Here is a 22483-nt window from a genome sequence, read left to right on the forward strand (position 1 = left end):
TAGTGTGCCAGCCGCGGCCGGCACTGGCTATCGGCGCAGGATCAACGCCAGGCCGGCGCCCAGGCTGAGCCAGGCGGCCCAGGCCGCCGGCGCCAGGGCCAGGCCCTGGCTGACGCCACCGGCCACCAGCGCCGCGCCGAGCAGGCGCAGCGGCCAGGCGCGTTGTCGCGGCGCCGCTGCGGCCTGCGCCGGGCGCGGCTGGTTGAGGCGCTCCAGGGTGTCGCGGGCCATCTGCGACAGGTGTGGCACCTGCTCGGCCTGCTGCTGCAGGTTGCGCAGCAGGTGCAGGGGGCTGACGCGCTCGCGCATCCAGCGTTCGAGGAAGGGCTGCGCGGTGCTCCACAGGTCCAGGTCCGGGTACAGCTGGCGGCCCAGGCCCTCGATGTTGAGCAGGGTCTTCTGCAGCAGCACCAGTTGCGGCTGCACTTCCATGTTGAAGCGTCGCGCGGTCTGGAACAGGCGCAGCAGCAGCTGGCCGAAGGAGATGTCCTTGAGCGGCTTCTCGAAGATCGGCTCGCACACGGTGCGGATGGCCGCCTCGAACTCGTTGACGCGGGTATCGGCCGGCACCCAGCCGGAGTCGATGTGCAACTGGGCCACCTTGCGGTAGTCGCGCTTGAAGAAGGCGATCAGGTTGCGCGCCAGGTAGTCCTGGTCCTCGGCGGTGAGGCTGCCGATGATGCCGCAGTCGATGGCGATGTACTGCGGGCTCCAGGGCGTGCGGGTGGCGACGAAGATGTTGCCGGGGTGCATGTCGGCATGGAAGAAGCTGTCGCGGAACACCTGGGTGAAGAAGATCTCCACGCCGCGCTCGGCCAGCAGTTTCATGTTGGTGCGCTGGTCGGCCAGAGTCGCCAGGTCGGTCACCGGCACGCCGTAGATGCGCTCCATCACCAGCACCTTGGGTCGGCACCAGTCCCAGTGCACCTGCGGCACATAGAGCAGGTCGGAGCCGTCGAAGTTGCGCCGCAGCTGGCTGGCGTTGGCCGCCTCGCGCAGCAGGTCGAGTTCGTCGTAGATGGTCTTCTCGTAGTCGGCCACCACCTCCACCGGGCGCAGGCGGCGGGCGTCGGCGGAAGCCCTCTCGGCGATGCGCGCGGCGAGGAACAGCCAGGCCAGGTCGGAGCGGATGATCGGCCGCAGGTTGGGGCGGATCACCTTGACCACCACCTCTTCGCCGCTCTTCAGCTGGGCGGCATGCACCTGGGCCACCGAGGCCGAGGCCAGCGGCTGCACGTCGAAGCGGGCGAACACCTCGCCGACCCGCGCGCCGAGTTGCTGCTCGATGCGCTCGATGGCGTGCTCGGGGTCGAACGGCGGTACCCGGTCCTGCAGCCTGGCCAGCTCGTCGGCGACGTCGGCGGGGAGCAGGTCGCGGCGGGTGGAGAGCAGCTGGCCGAACTTGATGAAGATTGGCCCGAGGTCCTGCAGCGCGTGGCGCAGGGCCTCGCCGCGGCTCATTCGAAGTGGGCGGCGCGGCAGCCAGCGCCAGGGCAGGACCAGGCGCAAGGCGCGCATCCAGGCGGGCAGGGGCAGGGTCAGCAGCAGGTCGTCCAGGTGGTAGCGGACGACCACGCGCAGGATGCGCAGCAGGCGGCGGGTGGCGAGCAGGCTCATGGGGTCTTGTTCAGGCTCTTGGCGAGGCGGTCGATGCGCGCGTCGAGGCGGTCGAGGGCCAGCTTGAGGTCGTCCAGTTCGTCGAAGCGGGCCTGGGCCTCGCGCTCGCCGACCAGGCTGCGCGACTCCTCGGCCAGGTAGTCGGCCAGGGTCTGGCGCAGGCTGTCGAGGCTGTCGCCGGCCCAGTTCACCCGGCTGCGCAGGTGGCCGGCGAGCAGCTGGCTGCCGACCGGGCCGAGCCAGCGCGACAGCTCGTACTCCCAGTCCAGCTCCAGGTCCTGGAGGATGCCGGCCAGCTCCAGCAGCGCGGCGCTGTCGCCGCTGAGGCTGACTTCGGGACGGTGCAGCACGGCGGTCTTGTCCTTGGCCAGGGCCAGCTTCAGCAGACTGCTGGCGGGAGCGCTGAGCACGCAGTCGGCGCCCTCCCAGTGGCTGGCCAGCTGCAGGCCTTCGCCGCTGGGCAGGATGAACAGCTTGAGCGCCGGGCTCTGGCAGTCGACCTCGATCAGCTTGCCCTCCAGGCGGGCCAAGCGCGGCAACGCGGTGCTGTCCATGCGCAGCACACGGTTGAGGCCGAGCTCGACGCCGGCCAGCAGGCCGCTCATAAGCATCAGGGTTTGATACCGCGATGCAGGGCGACGATGCCGCCGGTCATGTTGTGGTAGGTGACGCGCTCGAACCCGGCCTCGACCATCATGGCCTTGAGCGTCTCCTGGTCCGGGTGCATGCGGATCGACTCGGCCAGGTAGCGGTAGCTGTCGGCGTCGTCGGTGATCAGCTTGCCGGCCAGCGGCATGAAGCTGAACGAGTAGGTGTCGTAGGCCTTGGCCAGCAGCGGGTTGCCCGGCTTGGAGAACTCCAGGACCAGCAGGCGGCCGCCCGGCTTGAGCACGCGCAGCATGGAGCGCAGGGCGTTCTCCTTGCGCGTCACGTTGCGCAGGCCGAAGGCGATGGTGACCACGTCGAAGTGGTTGTCCGGGAAGGGCAGTGCCTCGGCGTCGGCCTGGACGAACTGCACGTTGCCGGCCACGCCCTTGTCCAGCAGGCGGTCGCGGCCGACCTTGAGCATGGAGTCGTTGATATCGGCCAGCACCACCTCGCCGCTGGGGCCGACCAGGCTGGCGAACTTGCGGGTGAGGTCGCCGGTGCCGCCGGCGATATCCAGCACACGGTTACCCGGGCGCACGCCGGACAGCTCGATGGTGAAGCGCTTCCACAGGCGGTGCAGGCCACCGGAGAGCACGTCGTTCATCAGGTCGTACTTGGCCGCCACCGAGTGGAAGACTTCGGCGACCTTCTCCGCCTTCTGGCTTTCCGGGACATCCTGGAAGCCGAAGTGGGTGGTCTTTTCCTGCTCTGGGTTTTGCCGAGGGTCGTTCATGTCGCGGTCACCTGAATCGAAGTGGCGGCCATTCTAAACCTAAAAGGCAGCTAGGAGCTTCAAGCCGCAAGCTGCAAGTAAGAGCAGGGTGGGCGCTTGATGGGCTGGCCTTGCCGGCTTCACGTTGATCGGCTTGCAGCTTGCAGCTTGCAGGGGGCGGCCGTCCGCCTTGCAGCTTACTGATATAGTCGCGTGACATCAGGTCGCAGCAGGAGTCGCGCATGAGCCGCATCACCGTCGAACGTTCCCACAACCTCGGCCTCGCGGCCGCCCGCGAGAAGGCCGAGGCACTGGCCGAGCGGCTGGCGCGCGAGTACGACGTGAAGTACCGCTGGAGCGGCGACACCCTGGAGTTCAAGCGCAGCGGTGCCGACGGGCGGATCGCGGTGGCGGCGGACAGCGTGCGCGTGGAGCTTAAGCTGGGCCTGCTGCTGTCGGCCCTCGGCGGCACCATCCGCCGCGAGATCGAGGAGACGCTCGACAAGCACCTCCAGGCGTGAGGTGCTGTCCCTAGTATGTGATTTCTAATTTTTCCCTCTACCTTGCGCTCAAGTCCTGATTCAGGACGAACTTTTCACCCCCTATGAACGTGAGGTGCACCATGGCCACTAAAGCCGCCGTCAAGAAGAAAGACGAAGCTGTCGAAAGCAAGATCACCGTTCTGACCGACGTGAAGGACTATGCTCGCAAGGTCTGGCTGGCAGGCCTGGGCGCCTATGCCAAGGCCGGTGCCGAGGGCGCCGAGTACTTCAAGGAGCTGGTCAAGGCCGGCGAGGGCGTCGAGAAGCAGGGCAAGAAGCTGGTGAGCGAGCAGGTCGAGGCCGCCAACAGCCAGATCGAATCGCAACTGAAGAGCGTCAAGAGCAGCGTCGCCGAGGTCAGGGGCAAGGTTGAGGTACGTCTCGACAAGATCGAGCAGGCCTTCGACAGCCGTGTCGCCAGCGCGCTGAATCGCCTGGGTATTCCCTCCAAGCAGGATGTTGATGCACTCTCTGCTAAGCTGGATGCGTTGAATGCATTGCTTGAGCGTGTGGCGCGGACCTAATCAAGGAGAGCAGGATGGCAGTCAAGAAACCTACCGCAGCGAAACCGGCCTCCAAGGCCGCGGCCAAACCGGCAGCCAAGAAGCCGGCGGCCAAGAAGGAAAGCAGTTCCTGGATCGGCGAGATCGAGAAGTACTCGCGGCAGATCTGGCTGGCCGGCCTCGGTGCCTATTCGAAGATCAGCAACGACGGCAACAAGCTGTTCGATGGCCTGGTCAAGGATGGCGAGAAAGCCGAGAAGAAAGCCAAGACCGGAGTGGACAAGCAGCTGGGTGCGGTCAAGTCCAGCGTCGGTTCCACCGTCGATTCGGCCAAGTCCAAGGTCGACGAGGTCAAGGACAAGGCGCTCGGTAAGTGGAACGAGCTGGAGGACGCCTTCGACAGGCGTCTGAACAGTGCCATCTCGCGCCTGGGTGTGCCCAGCCGCAACGAGGTCAAGGCTCTGCAGGCCAAGGTCGACACCCTGACCAAGCAGATCGAGAAAATCACCGGCCAGACGGTCAAGCCGGTCGCCAAGGCTGCCGCCAAGCCGGCTGCGAAGCCCGCCGCTAAACCGGCAGCCAAGGCCGCCGCCAAGCCTGCTGCTAAACCCGCCGCCAAGGCTGCCGCGAAACCGGCTGCGAAGAAGCCGGCGGTGAAGAAGCCAGCAGCGGCCAAGCCTGCCGCCAAACCGGTTGCCGCCAAGCCGGCAGCCGCCCCGGCGCCGGCCCCGGCCGCAGCTCCGGCATCGGCCCCGGCCGCGACATCGGCGACCCCGTCCACCCCGTCCTGATTCCCTCGGGATGTGCCAGCGCCCGGCCCAGTGCCGGGCGTTTGCATTTCAGCGGACCCTAAGTTTCCAGATAGCGATGGGCCAGCAGCTCGGCGGCGTGGCGCGGCTCGTCGGTGAGGTGCGGGGCGACCAGCATCATCACCTGGTAAACCACCAGGCGTATTTCGCCGGCGGCGCCGAGGATACGCTGGTAGTCCAGGGAGAACAGCAGGGTCAGGGTGATCTGTTCGACCAGCTGGCCGAGCGACTGGGTATCGCTGCGCAGTTGGCCGAGGGCCTTGAGGCGCGCCAGCAGGCTGGCTAGGGTGCGCTTGAGCTGGTTGAGCCACTGGCGCATGCCGCGGGCCAGCTTGGGCAGGCGTCCGGACAGGTTGGACAGGTCCTGGAACAGGAAGCGGTACTGGGCCAGGCGCTCGACTATCAGGTGGAGGAACAGCCAGTAGTCCTCGGCGCCCAGCTCGGCCTCGGCCGGCGGGTCGAGCAGCGGCGCCAGCTCGGCCTGGAAGCGCTCGAACAGCTCCAGGATCAGCGGTTCCTTGCCATGGAAGTGGTAGTAGAGATTGCCGGGGCTGATGCCCATCTCGGTGGCGATCTCCAGGGTGGAAACGTTGGGCTCGCCCTGCTCGTTGAACAGCTGCAGGGCGCACTCGAGGATGCGCTCGCGGGTCTTCATTCCATGATCTTGTGGTGGCCGCCGGAGTGCCGACGATAACCGGCCGGACGCGTGCCCGGCCAGTGCTGGTTGCCGCTTTCAGCGCACATGCACGTAGGTGCCCGGCGCCGACTCCATGGCGGGGTACTTGTTGCTGCCGACGCTGAACTGGGTCTCGCGCTGTTCGCCGGAACGCTGCTGGATCCACTCCAGCCACTCGGGCCACCAGCTGCCTTCCTTCTTCTTCGCCTCGTGGTACCAGGCGCGCGGATCGCCGCTCAGCTTGCCATTCTCGAAGTAGGTCGCCTTGGGGTTGCCCGGCGGGTTGAGAATGCTCTGGATATGGCCGCTGTTGGACAGCACGAAGCGGCTGTTGCCGCCGAGCAGCAGCGCCGAACGATAGACGCTGTCCCAAGGCGTGATGTGGTCGTTGATGCCGGCCACGCTGAAGCTGTCCAGGCCGACCTTGGACAGGTCGATGGGGGTGCCGCACACCTCGAGGGCGCCGGCCCGGTTCAGCGGGTTGTGCTTGAACAGGTCGAGCAGGTCGCCGTGCAGGGCGGCCGGCAGGCGGGTGTTGTCGTTGTTCCAGTAGAGGATGTCGAAGGCCGGCGGTTCCTTGCCCATCAGGTAGTTGTTGACCCAGTAGTTCCAGATCAGGTCGTTGGGGCGCATCCAGGCGAACACCCGGGCCATGTCGCGGCCATCCAGCACACCGCTCTGGTAGGAGCGGCGCTTGGCCGACTCCAGGGTCTGCTCGTCGGCGAACAGCATGGCCGGGCTCTCCACCTGGGCGTCGAGCAGGCTGACCAGATAGGTGGCGCAACCGATCTTGCGCAGCTGGCGCTTGGCCTGCAGATGGCCCTGCAGCGCGGCGATGGTCAGGCCGCCGGCGCAGGCGCCCATCAGGTTGACTTCCTTGCTGCCGGTGATCGAGCGGCACAGGTCGCTGGCGTCCTCTACCGCCTGCACGTAGCTGGACAGGCCCCATTCGCGATGCCGCGCATCCGGGTTGCGCCAGCTGAGCATGAACACCTGCAGGCCGTTCTTCAGGCAGTACTGGACGAAGCTCTTCTCCGGGCTCAGGTCGAAGATGTAGAACTTGTTGATCTGCGGCGGCACGATCAGCAGCGGGCGTTCGTACTGCTTCTCGCTCATCGGCTTGTAGTGGATCAGCTCGAACATCTCGGTGCGCAGCACCACCGCGCCGGGCGTGGTGGCCAGGTTGCGGCCGACTTCGAAGGCGCGCTTGTCGACCTGTTGCGGCATGCCGCTGTTATGCAGCAGATCGTCGAACATTTGCCGGGCGCCGCGCAGCACGCTGGTGCCGCCGCTGTTGAACAGCTCCTTGACCGCCAGCGGGTTGAGCAGGGTGTTGGAGGGCGCCAGGGCGTCGTTGAGCAGGGAGAACAGGAAGTGCGCGCGGGTGCGGTCGTCCGCCGACAGATCGCTCTCGTCGATCCACGCCTTGAGCTGGCGCTGCCAGGCCAGATAGGCCTGCAGGCTGCGGCGGTAGAAGGGGTTGAGGCGCCAGGTCGGGTCGGCGAAGCGACTGTCCTGCGGGTTGGGCTGGAACGGCGTGTCGCCGAGCATCACCCGGCCCAGCTGCTTGCCGAAGGCCAGCAGGTGGCGCGAGCTGTGCACCGGCTGGCGCAGGCCCTGGAAGGCCAGGGTGCGCAGGGTGGAGAACAGGTCGCGGCCGCGCAGGCCGACCATGGCACTCTGCGCGTTCATGAAGTTTGCGGGGACCGGCAATGATCCTGATGCAGCTTTGTCTCGCATGGGGCAGGCTCCGTCGTCAAACTGTCATCTCCGATGACAGCAAGGCTTGTACCAAGGCGCGCCGGAGGGCATTCCAGACTGCCGCGCGAAGAATCTTCCTTGTCCGGCCGGCATCGCCTTGGGGCGAGCCTACCGGTGTGGCACTACAGTTGTGCGATCAGTGCGCACGAATGGGCTGCGGTTGCGGATGCATCCGCGCGCGCTGCCGCTCCTCCTGAAGGAACTTCATGATGATAGGCGCCACCGCTTCGGCGCGCGTCACCAGGAACAGATGACCGTCGTCGATCACGTGAAGTTCCGAGTTGGGAATGCGCCAGGCCAGCAGGCGCATGTTGACCAGCGGGATGAGCGGGTCGTCGTCGCCGGCCAGTACCAGGGTAGGCTGGCGGATGCGATGCAGCCAGTGGATGCTGGTCCAGCCGATGCCGGCGAACAGCTGCCAGTAGTAGCCCATCTTGCCGCCGGAGCGCACCTTGCTGGCGTGCGCCAGGGCCAGCTTGGGGTCGCGGCGGAAGGCGCCGCCGTAGATGTCCGGGGCGATGTGCACGCCGTAGGACGGCTGGATGTAGCGCTTCGGGCTGGCCATGCGCCAGAGCACCTTGGGCTTGCCCGGCACCATGATGGCGCCGGCCGAGGTGGCCGCCAGCACCAGCTTCTTGCAGCGCTCCGGATAGTCGTGGGCGAACTGCTGGGCCAGGGCGCCGCCCCAGGACACCCCGATGACGTTGACCTGACCGTAGTCCAGGTAGTCGAGCATGCGCGCCGCCAGCTTGGCCAGGCCGGGGAAGCGATAGGGCACGGTCGGGGTGGAGGAGCCGCCGACGCCGGGGACGTCGAAGGCGATCACTTCCAGGTCCGGATCGAGCGCGGCGACGAAGGGCATCACCAGCTCCAGGTTGGCGCCGATGCCGTTGAAGATCAGCAGCGGCGTCAGGCTGCTGCTGCCCGGGCGGACCGCGGTGCGGATGGTCTGGCCGTCCAGTTCGATGGTGCGAAAAACGAAAGGTTGCGGCATGCGCTAGGCCCTATACATGAATCGGTGGAGAGCGACCTTCCGGGGCCGCGCTCCAGTTTCCCGCCGTGGCGGGCGCCGCGCGGGCACGGGCCCGGCGCGGCGTGCGGCACTTCCGGGTGCCGCGGGCAGTATTGCGCAAGGTGCGGTGGGCGCTCTGTGGTTAGCGCTCGTGCACATAGGTTCCGGGGGACGCCTCGCCCGGCGCGTGCTTCTTGCTGCCCAGGGCACTGGGCGCCTTCTTCTGCTTGCCGGAACGCTCGGCCAGCCACTTTTGCCAGTGCAGCCACCAGGAGTCGGCGTGCTTGGTGGCGTTCTCCTGCCACTCGCGGGCGGTCGGCGCCTGCTCGCTGTTGGTGGAGAAGCGCGCCTTGGGGTTGCCCGGCGGGTTGAGGATGCTCTGGATGTGGCCGCTGTTGGACAGCACGAACTCGACCTTGCCGCCGAACAGCAGCGAGGACTTGTAGCAGGCCTCCCAGGGGGTGATGTGGTCGGTGGTGCCGGCCACGCAATAGATGTCGCTGGTGACCTGCTTGAGGTCGATCGGCGTGCCGCAGACTTCCAGGGCGTTGGGCCGGGTCAGCGGGTTGGTCTTGAACAGCTCGATCAGATCGCCGTGCAGGGCGGCCGGCAGACGGGTGGTGTCGTTGTTCCAGTAGAGGATGTCGAACACCGGCGGCTCGTTGCCCAGCAGGTAGTTGTTGACCCAGTAGTTCCAGATCAAATCGTTGGGACGCATCCAGGCGAACACCTTGGCCATGTCCTTGCCTTCCAGCACGCCGGCCTGGTAGGAGCGGCGCTTGGCGGCCTCCAGGGTCTTCTCGTCGGCGAACAGGGCGACCTGGGTGTCGAGCTTGGTGTCGAGCACGCTGACCAGCAGGGTCATGGAGTGCACCTTCTGCTCGCCGGTGGCGGCGTAGTGGCCGAGCAGCGAGGAGATGGTGATGCCGCCGGAGCAGGCGCCGAGCATGTTGACGTCCGGGCTGCCGGTCACCTCGGTGACCACGTCGATGGCTTCCTTGAGCGCCTCGATATAGGTCGACAGGCCCCACTCGCGCTGCGCCTTGGTCGGGTTGCGCCAGCTCACCACGAAGGTCTGCACGTGGTTGCGCAGGAGGAAGCGCGCCACGCTCTTCTCCGGCGACAGGTCGAATACGTAGAACTTGTTGATCTGCGGCGGCACCACCAGCAGCGGGCGCTCGTGCACCTGCTCGGTGGTCGGCTTGTACTGGATCAGCTCCAGCAGGTCGTTGCGGAAGATCACCGCGCCTTCGCTGGTGGCCAGGTTCTTGCCGACCTCGAAGGCGTCCATCTTCACCTGGCTGGGCATGCCGCCGTTGTTGATGATGTCCTTGGCCAGGTGCGAGAGACCGTCGAGCAGGCTCTTGCCGCCGGTCTCGAAGAAGCGCTTGACGGCCGCCGGGTGGGCCATGCTGTTGCTCGGGGCGAAGGCCTCGGTCATCAGGTTGATGACGAAGTGGCCGCGGCTGGCGTCCTGTTCGGTGAGGTTGCTGTCCTCGATCCAGTCGTGCAGTTCCTTGCGCCAGGCCAGGTAGGTCTGCAGGTAACGGCGGTACAGCGGGTTCTGGCTCCAGGCCGGGTCGGCGAAGCGGCGGTCGTCGGCTTCGGGGACCAGCTCGGAGCGGCCGAGCAGGACGTCCTTCAGCTCCAGCGCGAAATGGGTGACATGCTTGGCGCTGTGCAAGGGTTGCTTGATGGCCTGCACCAGCACCATCCGGGCAGAGGTGAGAAGATCCTTGCCACGCAAGCCAATCACCGGGTTCAGGCCCAAGGTGTTTTCCGAGGCTTGGTGATGCAGGTCTTCGTTATTCTTCTGGGTCATCTACGACGCTCCATTGTCCTGAGACGAATACCAACTGCAGCTGTGAAAGGGCACAGGGCGAAGGGCTGGTACTGCTCGGGTTTGCCGGGGTGCGGAGCGAACTCCGCGCTTTCTTCGCATTCACCGTAGGTAAATGCACGGAACCTGCCAGTTCCTTGGTTACCCGAGTTTCCTCTTTTGCGCAAGTTCGCCAATGTCGAACGAACGGCGCGCGGGAGTATGCCGAGGGCGATTAGAAAATGCGCCCTAGGTGTGAAGGAAATATTGCGCGGGGTGCGGCCTAGAGCCGCGCCTCAGAGCATCAGGCGCACGATCGACTCGTCCGGGTCGCGCGACTTGCCGGCGGCGGCCAGCTGCGCCAGGTAGTCGGCCCACAGCTCGTCGTGGCGGGTGGCGAGCTGGTACAGATAGTCCCAGCTGTACAGGCCGCTGTCGTGGCCGTCGTCGAAGCACAGTTTCAGTGCATAGTTGCCCGCCGGCTCGATGCGCTCCAGGCCGACCTTGAGTTTGCCGGTCTGCAGGATCGGCTTGCCATGGCCCTGCACTTCGGCCGAGGGCGAGTGCACGCGCAGGAACTCGGCGCTCAGGCTGTAGCGCTGCTCGCCATAGCGCAGCTCCAGGGTCTTCGACGCCTTGTGCAGTTTGATCGCGCTGGGGATGGGCATAAGAAAGCTCCAAGCGGCAAGCTTCAAGCGGCAAGCAAAGCCAAGGCACAGGTGCTTTCGACTTGTGGCTTATGGCTTGCAGCTTGCCGCTGCTTTAAAGGATATAGCGCGACAGATCCTCGTCCTGCGCCAGTTCGCCGAGGTGGCCGTTGACGTAGGCGGCGTCGATGCGGATCGGCTCGCCGTTCTGCTGGCCGGCCAGGTCGGCGGCGCTGAAGGAGACTTCCTCCAGCAGGCGTTCGAGCAGGGTGTGCAGGCGGCGCGCGCCGATGTTCTCGGTCTTCTCGTTGACCTGCCAGGCGATCTCGGCGATGCGCTGGATACCGTCGGCCTGGAACTCGATGGCGAGGCCCTCGGTCTTGAGCAGCTCGGCGTACTGTTCGGTCAGCGAGGCATGCGGTTCGCTCAAGATGCGCTCGAAGTCCTGCGGGGTCAGGGCCTTGAGCTCGACGCGGATCGGCAGGCGGCCCTGCAGCTCCGGCACCAGGTCGCTGGGCTTGGCCAGGTGGAAGGCGCCGGAGGCGATGAACAGGATGTGGTCGGTCTTGACCATGCCCAGCTTGGTGTTCACCGTGCAGCCCTCGATCAGCGGCAGCAGGTCGCGCTGCACGCCCTCGCGGGACACGTCGGCGCCGCCGACGTTGGCGCGCTTGGCGACCTTGTCGATCTCGTCGATGAAGACGATGCCGTGCTGCTCCACCGCCTCCAGGGCGCGGGCCTTGAGCTCATCCTCGTTGACCAGGCGCGCGGCCTCCTCGTCGCGGATCAGCTTGAGCGCGTCCTTGACCTTGAGCTTGCGGCTCTTCTTCTTGCCCTTGGTGATGCCTGCGAACAGATTCTGCAGCTGGTTGGTCATCTCCTCCATGCCTGGCGGGGTCATGATCTCCACACCCATCGGCGCCTCGGCCACCTCGATATCGATTTCCTTGTCGTCCAGCTGGCCTTCGCGCAGGCGCTTGCGGAACAGCTGGCGGGTGTTGGAGTCGGTGCTCGGCGCGGCCTCCTCGCCGAAGCTGCGCGCCGGCGGCAGCAGGGCGTCGAGGATGCGCTCCTCGGCGGCGTCCTCGGCGCGGTGCTGCATCTTCTGCACTTCCTGCTCGCGCAGCATCTTAAGCGCGGCGTCAGCCAGGTCGCGGATGATCGACTCGACGTCGCGGCCGACATAGCCGACCTCGGTGAACTTGGTGGCCTCCACCTTGAGGAAGGGGGCGCCCGCCAGCTTGGCCAGGCGGCGGGCAATCTCGGTCTTGCCGACGCCGGTCGGGCCGATCATCAGGATGTTCTTCGGCGTCACCTCCTGGCGCAGCTCGGCGGGCAGCTGCATGCGCCGCCAGCGGTTGCGCAGGGCGATGGCGACGGCGCGCTTGGCGTCGTCCTGGCCGATGATGTGGCGGTCCAGTTCGGAAACGATTTCGCGGGGGGTCATAGGCATGCGGGCTTGCTCCAGCAGGAAGCGCGCTTACTCAGCGCAGTCTTCCTCTTCGATGGTCAGATTCTGGTTAGTGAAGACACAGATGGAGCCAGCGATGTTCAATGCGGCCTCGGTGATTTCTCGGGCGGAGAGATCGGTCTTCTGCAGCAGGGCCAGGGCCGCGGCCTGGGCGAAGCCGCCGCCGGAGCCCATGGCGATCAGGCCGTGTTCGGGTTCGACCACGTCGCCGTTGCCGGTGATGATCAACGAGGCGTCCTTGTTGGCCACCGCCAGCATGGCCTCCAGGCGGCTCAGGCTGCGGTCGGTGCGCCAGTCCTTGGCCAGCTCGACGGCGGCGCGCACCAGATGGCCCTGGTGCTTCTCCAGCTGGCCCTCGAAGCGCTCGAACAGGGTGAAGGCGTCGGCGGTGGCGCCGGCGAAGCCGGCCAGCACCTGGCCGTGGTACAGGCGTCGCACCTTCTTGGCGTTGCCTTTCATCACGGTGTTGCCGAGGGAAACCTGGCCGTCGCCGCCCATGACGACTTTGCCGTTGCGGCGCACTGAAACGATGGTGGTCAAGGGTGAATCTCCACGCAGCGGGGCTGAAGTGCCCGAATGGAGATCAGATGGGGTGGCCCGCCCGGCTTTTCAACCGGAGCGGGCAACTTGCCGGCTCAGCGGCTCTGCCGCTGTTGTAGCAAGAGATTGCTGAAACCGCTGGCGGCCAGCTGCTTCTGCGCCCCGGCCAGCTGTTCGCGGTTGGCGTAGGGGCCGACCAGCACGCGGTGCCAGGTATCCTCGCGCACCTTGCCCGACTCGACCTGCACGTTCTGCCCGAGCAGCAGCAGTTGCGCGCGCACCTTGTCGGCGTCCTCGCGCTTACGGAAGGAGCCGGCCTGGAGGAAGAACTGGGTGGTGACCGGCGCCTTGGCCACCACCGGCGGCGGGGGCGGGGTCTCGCCGTTGAGTGCGGCCTCGGCGCGGGCGGCGTCGATCTTGGCCGCCTCCTCCGGCGTCACCGGCTTCTGCTCGGGCTTGGCCGGCTCGGCGGGCGGCAGCGCTTGCGGCGGTACTATGACCTCGGACTCGGGCAGCAGGGTGTAGAAGTCGTACTTCGGCTTGGCCGGCTCGGCCGGGGCCTGCGGCTTCTGCTGCACGGTCTTCTTGGCCTGTTCCGGATTAGCCCGCTTCACTTCGTCGCGGCCCGGCTCCAGGCTGAACAGGAACATGAAGAAGGCGCCCACGGCGGCGCCGCAGGCCAGCCACACCCAGCCCGGTACCGGCTTCTTGGCCGGCGCCTGGTAGCGACTGGCGCCGCGCTTGGCGGCGGGCTTCTTCTTCGCTGCCGCCACTTACATGCGCTCCAGGGTCGGCAGGCCGAGCAGCTCCAGACCCTGCTTGAGGGTGCGGCCGGTCAGCGCGGCCAGGCGCAGGCGGCTCTGCTGGGTGGCCTGGTCCTCGGCGGCGAGGATCGGGCAGTTCTCGTAGAAGCTGGAGAACAGCCCGGCCAGGTCGTACAGGTAAGCGCACAGCAGGTGCGGCTCGCCCTTGCCGGCGACGTTGTTCAGGGTGTCGGCGAACTGCGCCAGCTTGCCGGCCAGGGCCTGCTCCTGCGGCGCCTCGATGCGGATCTGCCCGCCGATCTCGCCGACCTCCTTGCCCAGCTTGCGGAACAGGCTGGCCACGCGGGTGTAGGCGTACAGCAGATAGGGCGCGGTATTGCCCTCGAAGCTCAGCATCAGCTCGAAGTTGAAGCGGTAGTCGCTGGTGCGGTGCTTGGACAGGTCGGCGTACTTCACCGAGGCGATGCCGACCACGCGGGCGATCTCGCGCAGTTCGTCTTCGTCCAGCTCCGGGTTCTTCTCCTTGACCAGGGCGTAGGCGCGCTGCTCGGCCTCGTCGAGCAGCTCGACCAGCTTCACGGTGCCGCCGTCGCGGGTCTTGAACGGCTTGCCGTCCGGACCGTTCATGGTGCCGAAGCCCATGTGCTCCAGCGCCATGCTCGGCGGCACGAAGCCGGCCAGGCGCGCGCAGGCGAAGACCATCTGGAAGTGCAGGGCCTGGCGCTGGTCGACGAAGTACAGGACGCGCTCGGCCTTCAGTACATTGGCGCGGTAGCGGGTGGCGGCCAGGTCGGTGGTGGCGTACAGGTAGCCGCCGCCGGCCTTCTGCACGATCAGCGGCAGCGGATTGCCCTCGGCGTTCTTGAACTCGTCCATGAACACGCACTGGGCACCGTTGTCCTCGGTGAGCAGGCCCTTGGCGGCGAGGTCGGCGATGACCTGGGCCAGGTCGTCGTTGTAGGCGCTCTCGCCCTTGACGTCGGCCATGCTCAGCTTGACCCCGAGGCGGTCGTAGAGGGCCTGGCAGTGGCTCAGGGAAATGTCGTTGAAGCGGTGCCACAGGCGCATGCACTCGGCGTCGCCGGCCTGCAGCTGGACCACCAGCTGGCGGGCGCGCTCGGCGAACTCGGCGCTGTCGTCGAAGCGCTTCTTCGCCGCGCGGTAGAAGCTTTCCAGGTCGGCCAGCTCGGCATCGCTGCCGACCGGCTGCTCCTGCATGTAGGCCAGCAGCATGCCGAACTGGGTGCCCCAGTCGCCGACATGGTTTTGCCGGATCACCTCGTCGCCAAGAAACTCCAGCACGCGGGCCACGCCGTCGCCGATGATGGTCGAGCGCAGGTGGCCGACGTGCATCTCCTTGGCCAGGTTGGGCGCCGACAGGTCGACCACCACGCGTTGCGCCGGGCCGCTCTTGCGCACGCCGAGGCTGGCGTCGGCCAGCGCCGCTTCCAGGCGCTGGGCCAGGGCGTCGCTGTTCTGGAAGAAGTTGAGGAAGCCGGGGCCGGCGATCTCCACCTTGGCGATGCCATCGTCGGCCGGCAGGGCGGCGACCAGCTTCTCGGCCAGGTCGCGCGGCTTCATGGCGGCCGGCTTGGCCAGCATCATGGCGATATTGCTGGCGAAGTCGCCGTTGCTCTTGTCCTTGGTGTTCTCCACCTGAATGGCCGGGCTCAGGCCCTCGGGCAGCACGCCCTCGGCGGTGAGGCGGGTCAGGGCTTGCTGGATCAGGTGGCGAATCGTGTCTTTCATGGTCTGCTCGGTCGGCCGCGGCTGGTCGAAAACTGCGCATTATAAAAGCAGCGGCAAGCGGCAAGCCACAAGCTGCAAGGAAAAGCACGCCGCGCTTTGGACTTGAGGCTTGCAGCTTGTGGCTTGCCGCTCAAAAAAGATCGATCGGGTCGACATCCAGCGACCAGCGCACCGCGCGGCCTTCCGGCATGGCTTCGAGTATCGGCAGCCAGTGCGCCAGCAGCCGGTGCAGCGGCGCACGGCTGGTGCATTGCAGCAGCAGCTGGGCGCGGAAACGCCCGGCGCGGCGCTCCATCGGCGCCGGCACCGGGCCGAGCAGTTCGATGCCGCCCAGCTTGAGTTCATCGCGCAGCTGTTCGGCATAGCTGCAGGCCAGGTCGAGAAAAGCCTCGGCCTGGCCGGGCTTGTGCGCCTCGCCGCGCAGCAGGGCGAGGTGGGCGAAGGGCGGCAGGCCGGCGCCGCGGCGCTCGCTCAGGGCCTGCTCGGCGAAGGCCGGGTAGCCCTGCTCGGTGAGCTGGACCAGCAGCGGGTGGTCGGCCAGATGGCTCTGGATGATCACCTTGCCCGGCTCCTCGGCGCGCCCGGCGCGCCCGGCCACCTGCACGGTGAGCTGGGCCATGCGCTCGCTGGCGCGAAAATCCGCGGAGAACAGGCCGCCGTCGGCGTCGAGGATGGCCACCAGGGTCACCCGCGGGAAGTGGTGGCCCTTGGCGAGCATCTGGGTGCCGACCAGGATGCACGGCTCGCCCTGGTTGATGGTGGCGAACAGCCTGTCCATGGCGCCCTTGCGCGAGGTGCTGTCGCGGTCGATGCGCAGCACCGGGAACTGCGGGTAGAGCAGGGCCAGGCGCTCCTCGGCGCGCTCGGTGCCGGCGCCCACCGGGCGCAGGTCGACGCGATTGCACTCGGGGCAGTTGCGCGGCGGCCGCTCGACGTGGCCGCAGTGGTGGCAGCGCAGTTCGTTGTGCCGCTGGTGCAGGGTCATGCGCGCGTCGCAGCGCGGGCACTGGCTGATCCAGCCGCAGTCGTGGCACAGCAGGGTGGGGGCGAAGCCGCGGCGGTTGAGGAACACCAGCGCCTGCTGGCCGGCCTCCAGGGTCTGGCGGATGGCCTGCTGCAGCGGGCCGGACATGCCGGCGTCGAGCGGCAGGCTCTTCACGTCCAGGCGCAGGAAACGCGGCGGCTGGGCGCCGCCGGCGCGCTGGTTGAGCTTGAGCAGGGCGTAGCGCCCGGCATGGGCGTTGTGCAGGCTCTCCAGCGAGGGGGTGGCCGAGCCGAGCAGGATCGGCAGGTTCTCTTGGCGCGCGCGCACCAGGGCCAGGTCGCGGGCGTGGTAGCGCAGGCCCTCCTGCTGCTTGTAGGAAGCGTCGTGCTCCTCGTCGACGATGATCAGGCCGGGCTTGTGCAGCGGGGTGAACAGTGCCGAGCGGGTGCCGATCACGATATCGGCCTCGCCGTCGCGGGCGGCCAGCCAGGCGTCCAGGCGTTCGCGATCATTGACCCCGGAATGCAGCAGGGCGATGCGCGCGTTGAAGCGACGGGCGAAGCGCTCCACCGTCTGTGGCCCCAGGTTGATCTCCGGGATCAGCACCAGGGCCTGCCGGCCGGCCTCCAGGCAGTGGCGGATCAGCTGCAGGTAGACCTCGGTCTTGCCGCTGCCGGTGACGCCCTGCAGCAGGTAGGCGCCGAACTCGCCCATGCCGGCCTGCACGGCGGTGAAGGCGGCGCGCTGCTCGGCGTTGAGCGGCAGCTCCGGCTGCGCCAGCCAGCCGCCGTGGCGGCTGAGTGGCGCGCTGCGGCGCACTTCGACGCGCGCCAGGCCCTTGTCCAGCAGCAGGTCGAGGCTGTCCTTGTTCAGTTGCAGCTTGCCCAGCAGCGAGTGCGGCACGCCGTGCTGGTGCTGCGCCAGGGCGCGCAGGGCCTCGCGCTGGCGCGGCGCGCGGGCCAGGCGCGGGTCGTTGGCGCTGGCGCCCTCGCAGGCGTGCCAGTAGCGCTCCTGGCGCGCCTCGGCCGGCTCGCCCTGGCGCAGCAGCACCGGCAGAGCCCAGCTCAGGGTGTCGCCGAGGCTGTGCTGGTAGTACTGGGCCGTCCACAGGCACAGCCGGAACAGCGGCGCCGGCAGCGGGGGCTTGCGGTCGAGCAGTTGCAGGGCCGGCCTGAGCTTGTCCTGCGCCACTTCGCTGCTGTCCGCCAGTTCCACCAGTACGCCCACCACCTCGCGGCGGCCGAACGGCACGCGCAGGCGCATGCCTGGCTGCAGCGCGGCGCGCGGCACGCCCGGCGGCGCCAGGTAGTCGAACAGGCGGCGCAGCGGCGAGGGCAGGGCGAGGCGTAGAATGGTCTCGGGCACGACGGACTCCGGAAAACGAGGGCGCGATGCTAGCATGCCCGCGCGTCGCCACGAGCCGCCTGCGACTTGCGCGCGGGCGGCGCTCTGGTATAGTGCGCGGCCTATTTCCGTGCGGTACTCGGCGAATGGCCGGGTGGCGGCACACCTTACCCGAGGAAACAGCGATGAAAGCCGATATCCATCCGCAGTACGAAGAAGTCACCGCTACCTGCAGCTGTGGCAACGTGATCAAGACCCGTTCCACTCTGTGCAAGTCGCTGAGCCTGGACGTGTGCTCCGAGTGCCACCCGTTCTACACCGGCAAGCAGAAGGTGCTGGACACCGGCGGCCGTATCGATCGCTTCAAGCAGCGTTTCGGCGTGTTCGGCAGCAAGTAAGCCGAATGGTGGTGCGAACCACGTTGCTGAAAAAGGCGTCCCTGGTGGGCGCCTTTTTCGTTTCCGTCGGCCTGGTTTTACCGGCCTGGGCCTTCTGTCCCCGGGTCGAGGGGCTGCAGCCGCTGCCCGTGGCCAAGGTGGTGGATGGCGATACCCTGCGCCTGGCCGATGGGCGCAGCGTGCGTCTGATCGGCATCAACGCACCGGAACGGGCGCGCGACGGGCGCCCGGCCGAGCCCTTCGCCGAGGCGGCGACCCGGCGCCTGCAGGCCCTGGTGGCGGCCGGCGACGGGCGTGTCGGCCTGCGCCTCGGCGCCAAGCCCCGTGACCACTATGGTCGCACCCTGGCCCACGCCTATGATCGCGCGGGGCATAACCTGGAGGCGCAGCTGCTGGCCGAGGGCCTCGGCTACCGGGTGGCCTTCGAACCGGCCAGCGGCCTGGAGGTGTGCCAGCGCGAGGCGGAAGCCGCGGCTCGCGAACGGCGGCTCGGCCTGTGGCAGCAGCAGAAAGTGCTCAGCCCTTCCGCTCTGCGTGGCGGCGGCTTCGCCCTGGTGCGCGGCCGGGTTGCGGCCGTGCAGCGCAATCGAGGTGGCCTGTGGCTGGAGCTGGACGGGCCGCTGGTGCTGCGCGTCGAGCCCAGGCTGCTGCGCCATTTCGATGTGACGGCCCTGCAGCGCCTGGCCGGGCGCGAGGTGGAGGCGCGCGGCTGGGTGATTGACCGTGCCCGCCGTGGCGGCGTACAACCGGGGCAGGCCCGCTGGATGCTGCCGCTGACCCATGCGGCCATGCTCGAGGTGTTGCCATGAGACTGCCCCTGTTACTGCTGCTCGCGCTCGCTCAGCTCGCCGGTTGTGCGCTCAACCCGGCCACCGGCAAGACCGACTTCGTCATGATGAGCGAGCAGCAGGAGATCGACCTGGGCCGGCGCTATGCCCAGGAAATCGCCAGCCAGTACCCGCGCTATGCCGACGACAAGCTGCAGGCCTACGTGCAGCGGGTCGGCGAGCGGGTGGCGCGCAACAGCCACCGCAGCGGCCTCGGCTACACCTTCACCATCATCGACAGCCCGGACATCAACGCCTTCGCCATTCCCGGCGGGCACATCTATATCCACCGCGGGCTGATGGCCTACCTGGGCTCCGAGGCGGAGCTGGCCGCCGTGCTCGGCCACGAGGTGGGGCATGTCACGGCGCGCCACAGCGTGCGCCAGCAGAGCCAGTCCACCGCCTGGAACATCCTCGGCCAGGCCGTGGCGATCGGCACCGGCGTCGGCGCCGCCGGCGACCTGGCCAACGTCCTCGGCGGCGCCTTTGTGCGCGGCTACGGTCGCGACATGGAGCTGGAGGCCGACGGCTTCGGCGCCCAGTACCTGGCGCGCAGCGGTTACGATCCGCAGGCGATGATCGAGGTGGTCAAGGTGCTGAAGAACCAGGAGGACTTCGCCCGCGACGAGGCCCTGGCCAAGGGCCAGGAAGTGGCGCCGACCGGCTACCACGGCCTGTTCGACACCCATCCAGACAGCGACACCCGCCTGCGCCAGGTGGTGGCCGCCGCCACGCCGCTGGCCGCCGGCCGCGGCGAGGTGGGGCGCGACAGCTACCTGCGGATGATCGACGGCATGCCCTTCGGCGACTCCGCCGAGGCCGGCGTGCGCCGTGGCCAGCACTTCTACCATGCCGGCCTGAACTTCACCCTGGCCTTTCCCGAGGGCTGGGAGCTGATCAACCGCCCGGATGCGCTGATCGTGCACAGCGCCGACCAGCAGGCCTTCATGGTCATGCGCATGGAGGCGCAGCAGCAGGCGCTCGACTCCCGCGCATTCATCCGTAAGCGTACCGGTGGGCGCGGCCTCTCCGCCGAGCAGAGTTTCCGCCAGAACGGCCTGGACGTGACCACCGGCGTGCTGCCCGGCAATGGTGGCAAGCGCATCGCGGTGGTGGTGCGCGGGCGCGACGCCTTCGTCTTCGTCGGTGCGGTCAAGGGCCGCACCGCGCTGGAGAGTGCGGACCAGCAGTTCATGGAGGTGCTGCGCAGCTTTCGTCCGCTGCTGGCGGGCGAGCGTCAGTTGGGCCAGCCGCGACGCCTGCGTCTGGTGCGCTTTCAGGCCGGGCAGACTCTGGAGGAGTTGAGCCGGCAGATGGAGGGCGAGGGTGATCGGCTGAAGCGCCTGCGCCTGCTCAACGGTCTGTATCCGACCGGTCGGCCACAACCTGGCGCCTGGCTCAAAGTGGTTCACTGAGTCGCCGCGAGCCCCGAGCTTGTGGGCCTTGAGCATCTTGCGTATGCTCGCTCGCCTGCGTTCATAGCAAAGCGGAAATAGCCGAAATGTCCGATCTGAAAACTGCCGCTCTCGAGTATCACGCTCAGCCCCGCCCGGGCAAACTCAGCGTCGAACTGACCAAGCCCACCGTCACCGCGCGTGATCTGTCCCTGGCCTACAGCCCGGGTGTGGCCGAGCCGGTACGCGAGATCGCCCGCGATGCCGAGCTGGCCTACCGCTACACCGGCAAGGGCAATCTGGTGGCAGTGATTTCCGACGGCACCGCGATCCTCGGCCTGGGCGACCTCGGCCCGCTGGCCTCCAAGCCGGTGATGGAAGGCAAGGGCGTGCTGTTCAAGCGTTTCGCCGGCATCGACGTGTTCGACATCGAGGTCGACGCCGAGAGCCCGCAGGCCTTCATCGACACGGTCAAGCGCATCTCCATCACCTTCGGCGGCATCAATCTGGAAGACATCAAGGCGCCCGAGTGCTTCGAGATCGAGCGCGCGCTGATCGAGCAGTGCGACATCCCGGTGTTCCACGACGACCAGCACGGCACCGCCATCGTCACCGCCGCCGGCATGCTCAACGCCCTGGAAATCGCCGGCAAGACCCTGGAACAAGCCAAGATCGTCTGCCTCGGTGCCGGCGCCGCCGCCATCTCCTGCATGAAGCTGCTGGTGAGCATGGGTGCCAAGGTCGAGAACGTCTACATGCTCGACCGCAAGGGCGTGATCCACGCCGGCCGCGACGACCTCAACCAGTACAAGGCGGTATTCGCCCACGCCACCGACAAGCGCAGCCTGTCCGACGCCCTCGACGGCGCCGACGTGTTCGTCGGCCTGTCCGGGGCCAACCTGCTGAGCCAGGAAGACCTGGCGCGCATGGCGCCGAACCCGATCGTCTTCGCCTGCTCCAATCCGGACCCGGAGATCAAGCCCGAGCTGGCCCACGAGACCCGTCCGGACGTGATCATGGCCACCGGCCGCTCCGACTACCCGAACCAGGTCAACAACGTGCTCGGCTTCCCCTTCATCTTCCGCGGTGCCCTGGACGTGCGCGCCACCCGCATCAACGAGGAGATGAAGATCGCCGCCGCCCTCGCCCTGCGCGACCTGGCCAAGCTGCCGGTGCCCAAGGAAGTCTGCGACGCCTACGGCGGCATCGAGCTGGCCTTCGGTCGCGAGTACATCATTCCCAAGCCGATGGATGCGCGTCTGATCACCGTGGTGGCCGATGCCGTGGCCAAGGCCGCGATCGAGACCGGCGTGGCGACCCTGCCCTATCCGAAGCACTATCCGCTGAAGTCGGTGGATGAAGTGTTCAACGGCTGAGTGCCGTTGCCATGAAAAAGCCCGGCACTGTTCGCCGGGCTTTTTCGTTTCTGCAGGCTTAGAACCTGTAGCCCAGGCCGAGCATGTAGACCAAGGGATCGACGTCGACGTCCACCTCGACCTCGCGGCCACCGAAGCGGGTGCTGCCCCGGGTGTCGATGTCGATGTAGCGCAGCTGGGCGTTGAGCAGCAGGTCGTCGGTCAGCAGGTAGTCCAGGCCGAGCTGCGCGGCCAGGCCCCAGGAGTCGTCCAGGTCGAGGCCGCTGAAACCCTTGTCCTCGGCCTCGCCGGAGAGCTCGGTGTCGAAGAACCAAGTGTAGTTGATGCCGGCGCCCAGGTACGGCTGGAGGGCCGAGGCGGCATCCAGCGGGTAGTAGATCAGGCTCAGGGTCGGCGGCAGCTGCTTGAGTTCGCCGAGCTTGCCGTTGAGGCTGGCGAAGGCGCCGGGCATGCCCTTGACGCCGACAGCGTGGCTGAAGGGGGTGGCGGCCAGCAGTTCGACGCCGAGGTGGTCGGTGAGCATGTAGGCGAGGTTCAGGCCCAGCTGGGTGTCGCTGTCCAGGGTGGCCTTGGTGCCGGCCACGTCGCTGCCGAGGGCGCCGACCCAGATGTCGCTGCTGTTCTCATGCGGGTCGACGGTGATGGCGCCGGCACGCAGGATGATGTCGCCGGCTTTGTGGGCCTGGGCCAGTGGGGCGGCCAGGGCGAGGGCGAGCAGGGAGGAGGCGAGCAGGGAGGAGGCGAGCAGGGGCTTGTTCATCAGGGGGCTCCGGGGGCGTCAGCGAGTTGGGTTGGCTGACGCTCATGCTAGGGAGCCCCGCGGACCGGCTTCTTGACCTGGCTCAATGGCCGCGCGCGGCAAGCTGCGGCGGCCTGTCGCACAGGGGCC

Annotated in this window: 20 protein-coding genes and 1 pseudogene; 7 read left to right on the forward strand and 14 right to left on the reverse strand. The window is 67.6% G+C overall.

Features of this window, described 5'->3' with window-relative positions:
- Positions 1–27: 27 nt before the first annotated feature.
- The 3 genes from ubiB to ubiE are packed head-to-tail and all read right to left on the reverse strand — an operon-like array spanning position 28 to position 2998.
- On the reverse strand, positions 28–1617 hold the full coding sequence (gene ubiB / locus AAFN46_RS08485) for a ubiquinone biosynthesis regulatory protein kinase UbiB (protein WP_347808242.1): 1590 nt from the start codon (positions 1615–1617) through the stop codon (positions 28–30).
- Positions 1614–2228 (reverse strand): SCP2 sterol-binding domain-containing protein, encoded by a 615-nt coding sequence (locus AAFN46_RS08490; RefSeq protein WP_347808243.1) that lies wholly within the window; start codon positions 2226–2228, stop codon positions 1614–1616. The genes ubiB and AAFN46_RS08490 overlap by 4 nt, the downstream gene beginning before the upstream one ends.
- Positions 2228–2998 (reverse strand): bifunctional demethylmenaquinone methyltransferase/2-methoxy-6-polyprenyl-1,4-benzoquinol methylase UbiE, encoded by a 771-nt coding sequence (ubiE, locus tag AAFN46_RS08495; protein WP_347808244.1) that lies wholly within the window; start codon positions 2996–2998, stop codon positions 2228–2230. The genes AAFN46_RS08490 and ubiE overlap by 1 nt, the downstream gene beginning before the upstream one ends.
- Positions 2999–3219: 221 nt before the next feature.
- Here ubiE and AAFN46_RS08500 point away from each other — a divergent pair, with 221 nt between their 5' ends.
- The 3 genes and pseudogenes from AAFN46_RS08500 to AAFN46_RS08510 all read left to right on the forward strand — a co-directional run.
- Entirely contained in the window at positions 3220–3498 is a 279-nt protein-coding gene (locus AAFN46_RS08500) for a polyhydroxyalkanoic acid system family protein (protein ID WP_347808245.1), read from the forward strand.
- A gap of 101 nt (positions 3499–3599) precedes the next feature.
- Entirely contained in the window at positions 3600–4043 is a 444-nt protein-coding gene (locus AAFN46_RS08505) for a phasin family protein (protein WP_347808246.1), read from the forward strand.
- Positions 4044–4132: 89 nt separating this feature from the next.
- Positions 4133–4648, forward strand: a pseudogene (locus AAFN46_RS08510) (phasin family protein); the annotation flags it as partial.
- A gap of 223 nt (positions 4649–4871) precedes the next feature.
- On the opposite strand, the gene AAFN46_RS08515 reads toward AAFN46_RS08510, so the two are convergent.
- The 10 genes from AAFN46_RS08515 to AAFN46_RS08560 form a co-directional block, all read right to left on the reverse strand.
- Positions 4872–5486, reverse strand: coding sequence for a TetR/AcrR family transcriptional regulator (locus AAFN46_RS08515; RefSeq protein WP_347808247.1), 615 nt, complete (start codon positions 5484–5486; stop codon positions 4872–4874).
- A 78-nt stretch (positions 5487–5564) separates the two neighbouring features.
- Entirely contained in the window at positions 5565–7247 is a 1683-nt protein-coding gene (gene phaC / locus AAFN46_RS08520) for a class II poly(R)-hydroxyalkanoic acid synthase (RefSeq protein WP_347808248.1), read from the reverse strand.
- Between the two features lie 157 nt (positions 7248–7404).
- The gene (phaZ, locus tag AAFN46_RS08525; protein WP_347808249.1) at positions 7405–8262 is read right to left on the reverse strand and encodes a poly(3-hydroxyalkanoate) depolymerase; all 858 of its coding nucleotides are present in this window, start codon (positions 8260–8262) and stop codon (positions 7405–7407) included.
- A gap of 160 nt (positions 8263–8422) precedes the next feature.
- Positions 8423–10102 (reverse strand): class II poly(R)-hydroxyalkanoic acid synthase, encoded by a 1680-nt coding sequence (phaC, locus tag AAFN46_RS08530; protein WP_347808250.1) that lies wholly within the window; start codon positions 10100–10102, stop codon positions 8423–8425.
- 293 nt (positions 10103–10395) lie between these two features.
- Positions 10396–10767, reverse strand: coding sequence for a DUF971 domain-containing protein (locus tag AAFN46_RS08535; protein WP_347808251.1), 372 nt, complete (start codon positions 10765–10767; stop codon positions 10396–10398).
- A gap of 94 nt (positions 10768–10861) precedes the next feature.
- On the reverse strand, positions 10862–12199 hold the full coding sequence (hslU, locus tag AAFN46_RS08540) for an ATP-dependent protease ATPase subunit HslU (RefSeq protein ID WP_347808252.1): 1338 nt from the start codon (positions 12197–12199) through the stop codon (positions 10862–10864).
- Between the two features lie 27 nt (positions 12200–12226).
- A complete protein-coding gene (gene hslV / locus AAFN46_RS08545) occupies positions 12227–12757 on the reverse strand; it encodes an ATP-dependent protease subunit HslV (RefSeq protein ID WP_347808253.1) in 531 nt (176 codons plus the stop codon).
- Positions 12758–12852: 95 nt separating this feature from the next.
- The gene (locus AAFN46_RS08550; RefSeq protein WP_347808254.1) at positions 12853–13530 is read right to left on the reverse strand and encodes an SPOR domain-containing protein; all 678 of its coding nucleotides are present in this window, start codon (positions 13528–13530) and stop codon (positions 12853–12855) included.
- Entirely contained in the window at positions 13531–15270 is a 1740-nt protein-coding gene (gene argS, locus AAFN46_RS08555; protein ID WP_347808255.1) for an arginine--tRNA ligase, read from the reverse strand.
- Positions 15271–15400: 130 nt separating this feature from the next.
- The gene (locus AAFN46_RS08560; RefSeq protein WP_347808256.1) at positions 15401–17620 is read right to left on the reverse strand and encodes a primosomal protein N'; all 2220 of its coding nucleotides are present in this window, start codon (positions 17618–17620) and stop codon (positions 15401–15403) included.
- A 164-nt stretch (positions 17621–17784) separates the two neighbouring features.
- Here AAFN46_RS08560 and rpmE point away from each other — a divergent pair, with 164 nt between their 5' ends.
- The 4 genes from rpmE (at position 17785) to AAFN46_RS08580 (ending at position 21594) form a co-directional block, all read left to right on the forward strand.
- Positions 17785–17997, forward strand: a complete 213-nt coding sequence (gene rpmE / locus AAFN46_RS08565; RefSeq protein WP_347808257.1) for a 50S ribosomal protein L31 — start codon at positions 17785–17787, stop codon at positions 17995–17997.
- 8 nt (positions 17998–18005) lie between these two features.
- Positions 18006–18806, forward strand: a complete 801-nt coding sequence (locus AAFN46_RS08570) for a thermonuclease family protein (RefSeq protein WP_347808385.1) — start codon at positions 18006–18008, stop codon at positions 18804–18806.
- On the forward strand, positions 18803–20239 hold the full coding sequence (locus AAFN46_RS08575) for a M48 family metalloprotease (protein WP_347808258.1): 1437 nt from the start codon (positions 18803–18805) through the stop codon (positions 20237–20239). The genes AAFN46_RS08570 and AAFN46_RS08575 overlap by 4 nt, the downstream gene beginning before the upstream one ends.
- An 86-nt stretch (positions 20240–20325) precedes the next feature.
- A complete protein-coding gene (locus AAFN46_RS08580; RefSeq protein WP_347808259.1) occupies positions 20326–21594 on the forward strand; it encodes a malic enzyme-like NAD(P)-binding protein in 1269 nt (422 codons plus the stop codon).
- Between the two features lie 58 nt (positions 21595–21652).
- Here the strand turns inward: AAFN46_RS08580 and AAFN46_RS08585 are convergent, their stop codons facing one another.
- Positions 21653–22354, reverse strand: a complete 702-nt coding sequence (locus AAFN46_RS08585; RefSeq protein ID WP_347808260.1) for an OmpW family outer membrane protein — start codon at positions 22352–22354, stop codon at positions 21653–21655.
- Positions 22355–22483: the final 129 nt, after the last annotated feature.

It is taken from the genome of Pseudomonas sp. CAU 1711 (assembly GCF_039888625.1).
GTDB lineage: Bacteria > Pseudomonadota > Gammaproteobacteria > Pseudomonadales > Pseudomonadaceae > Aquipseudomonas.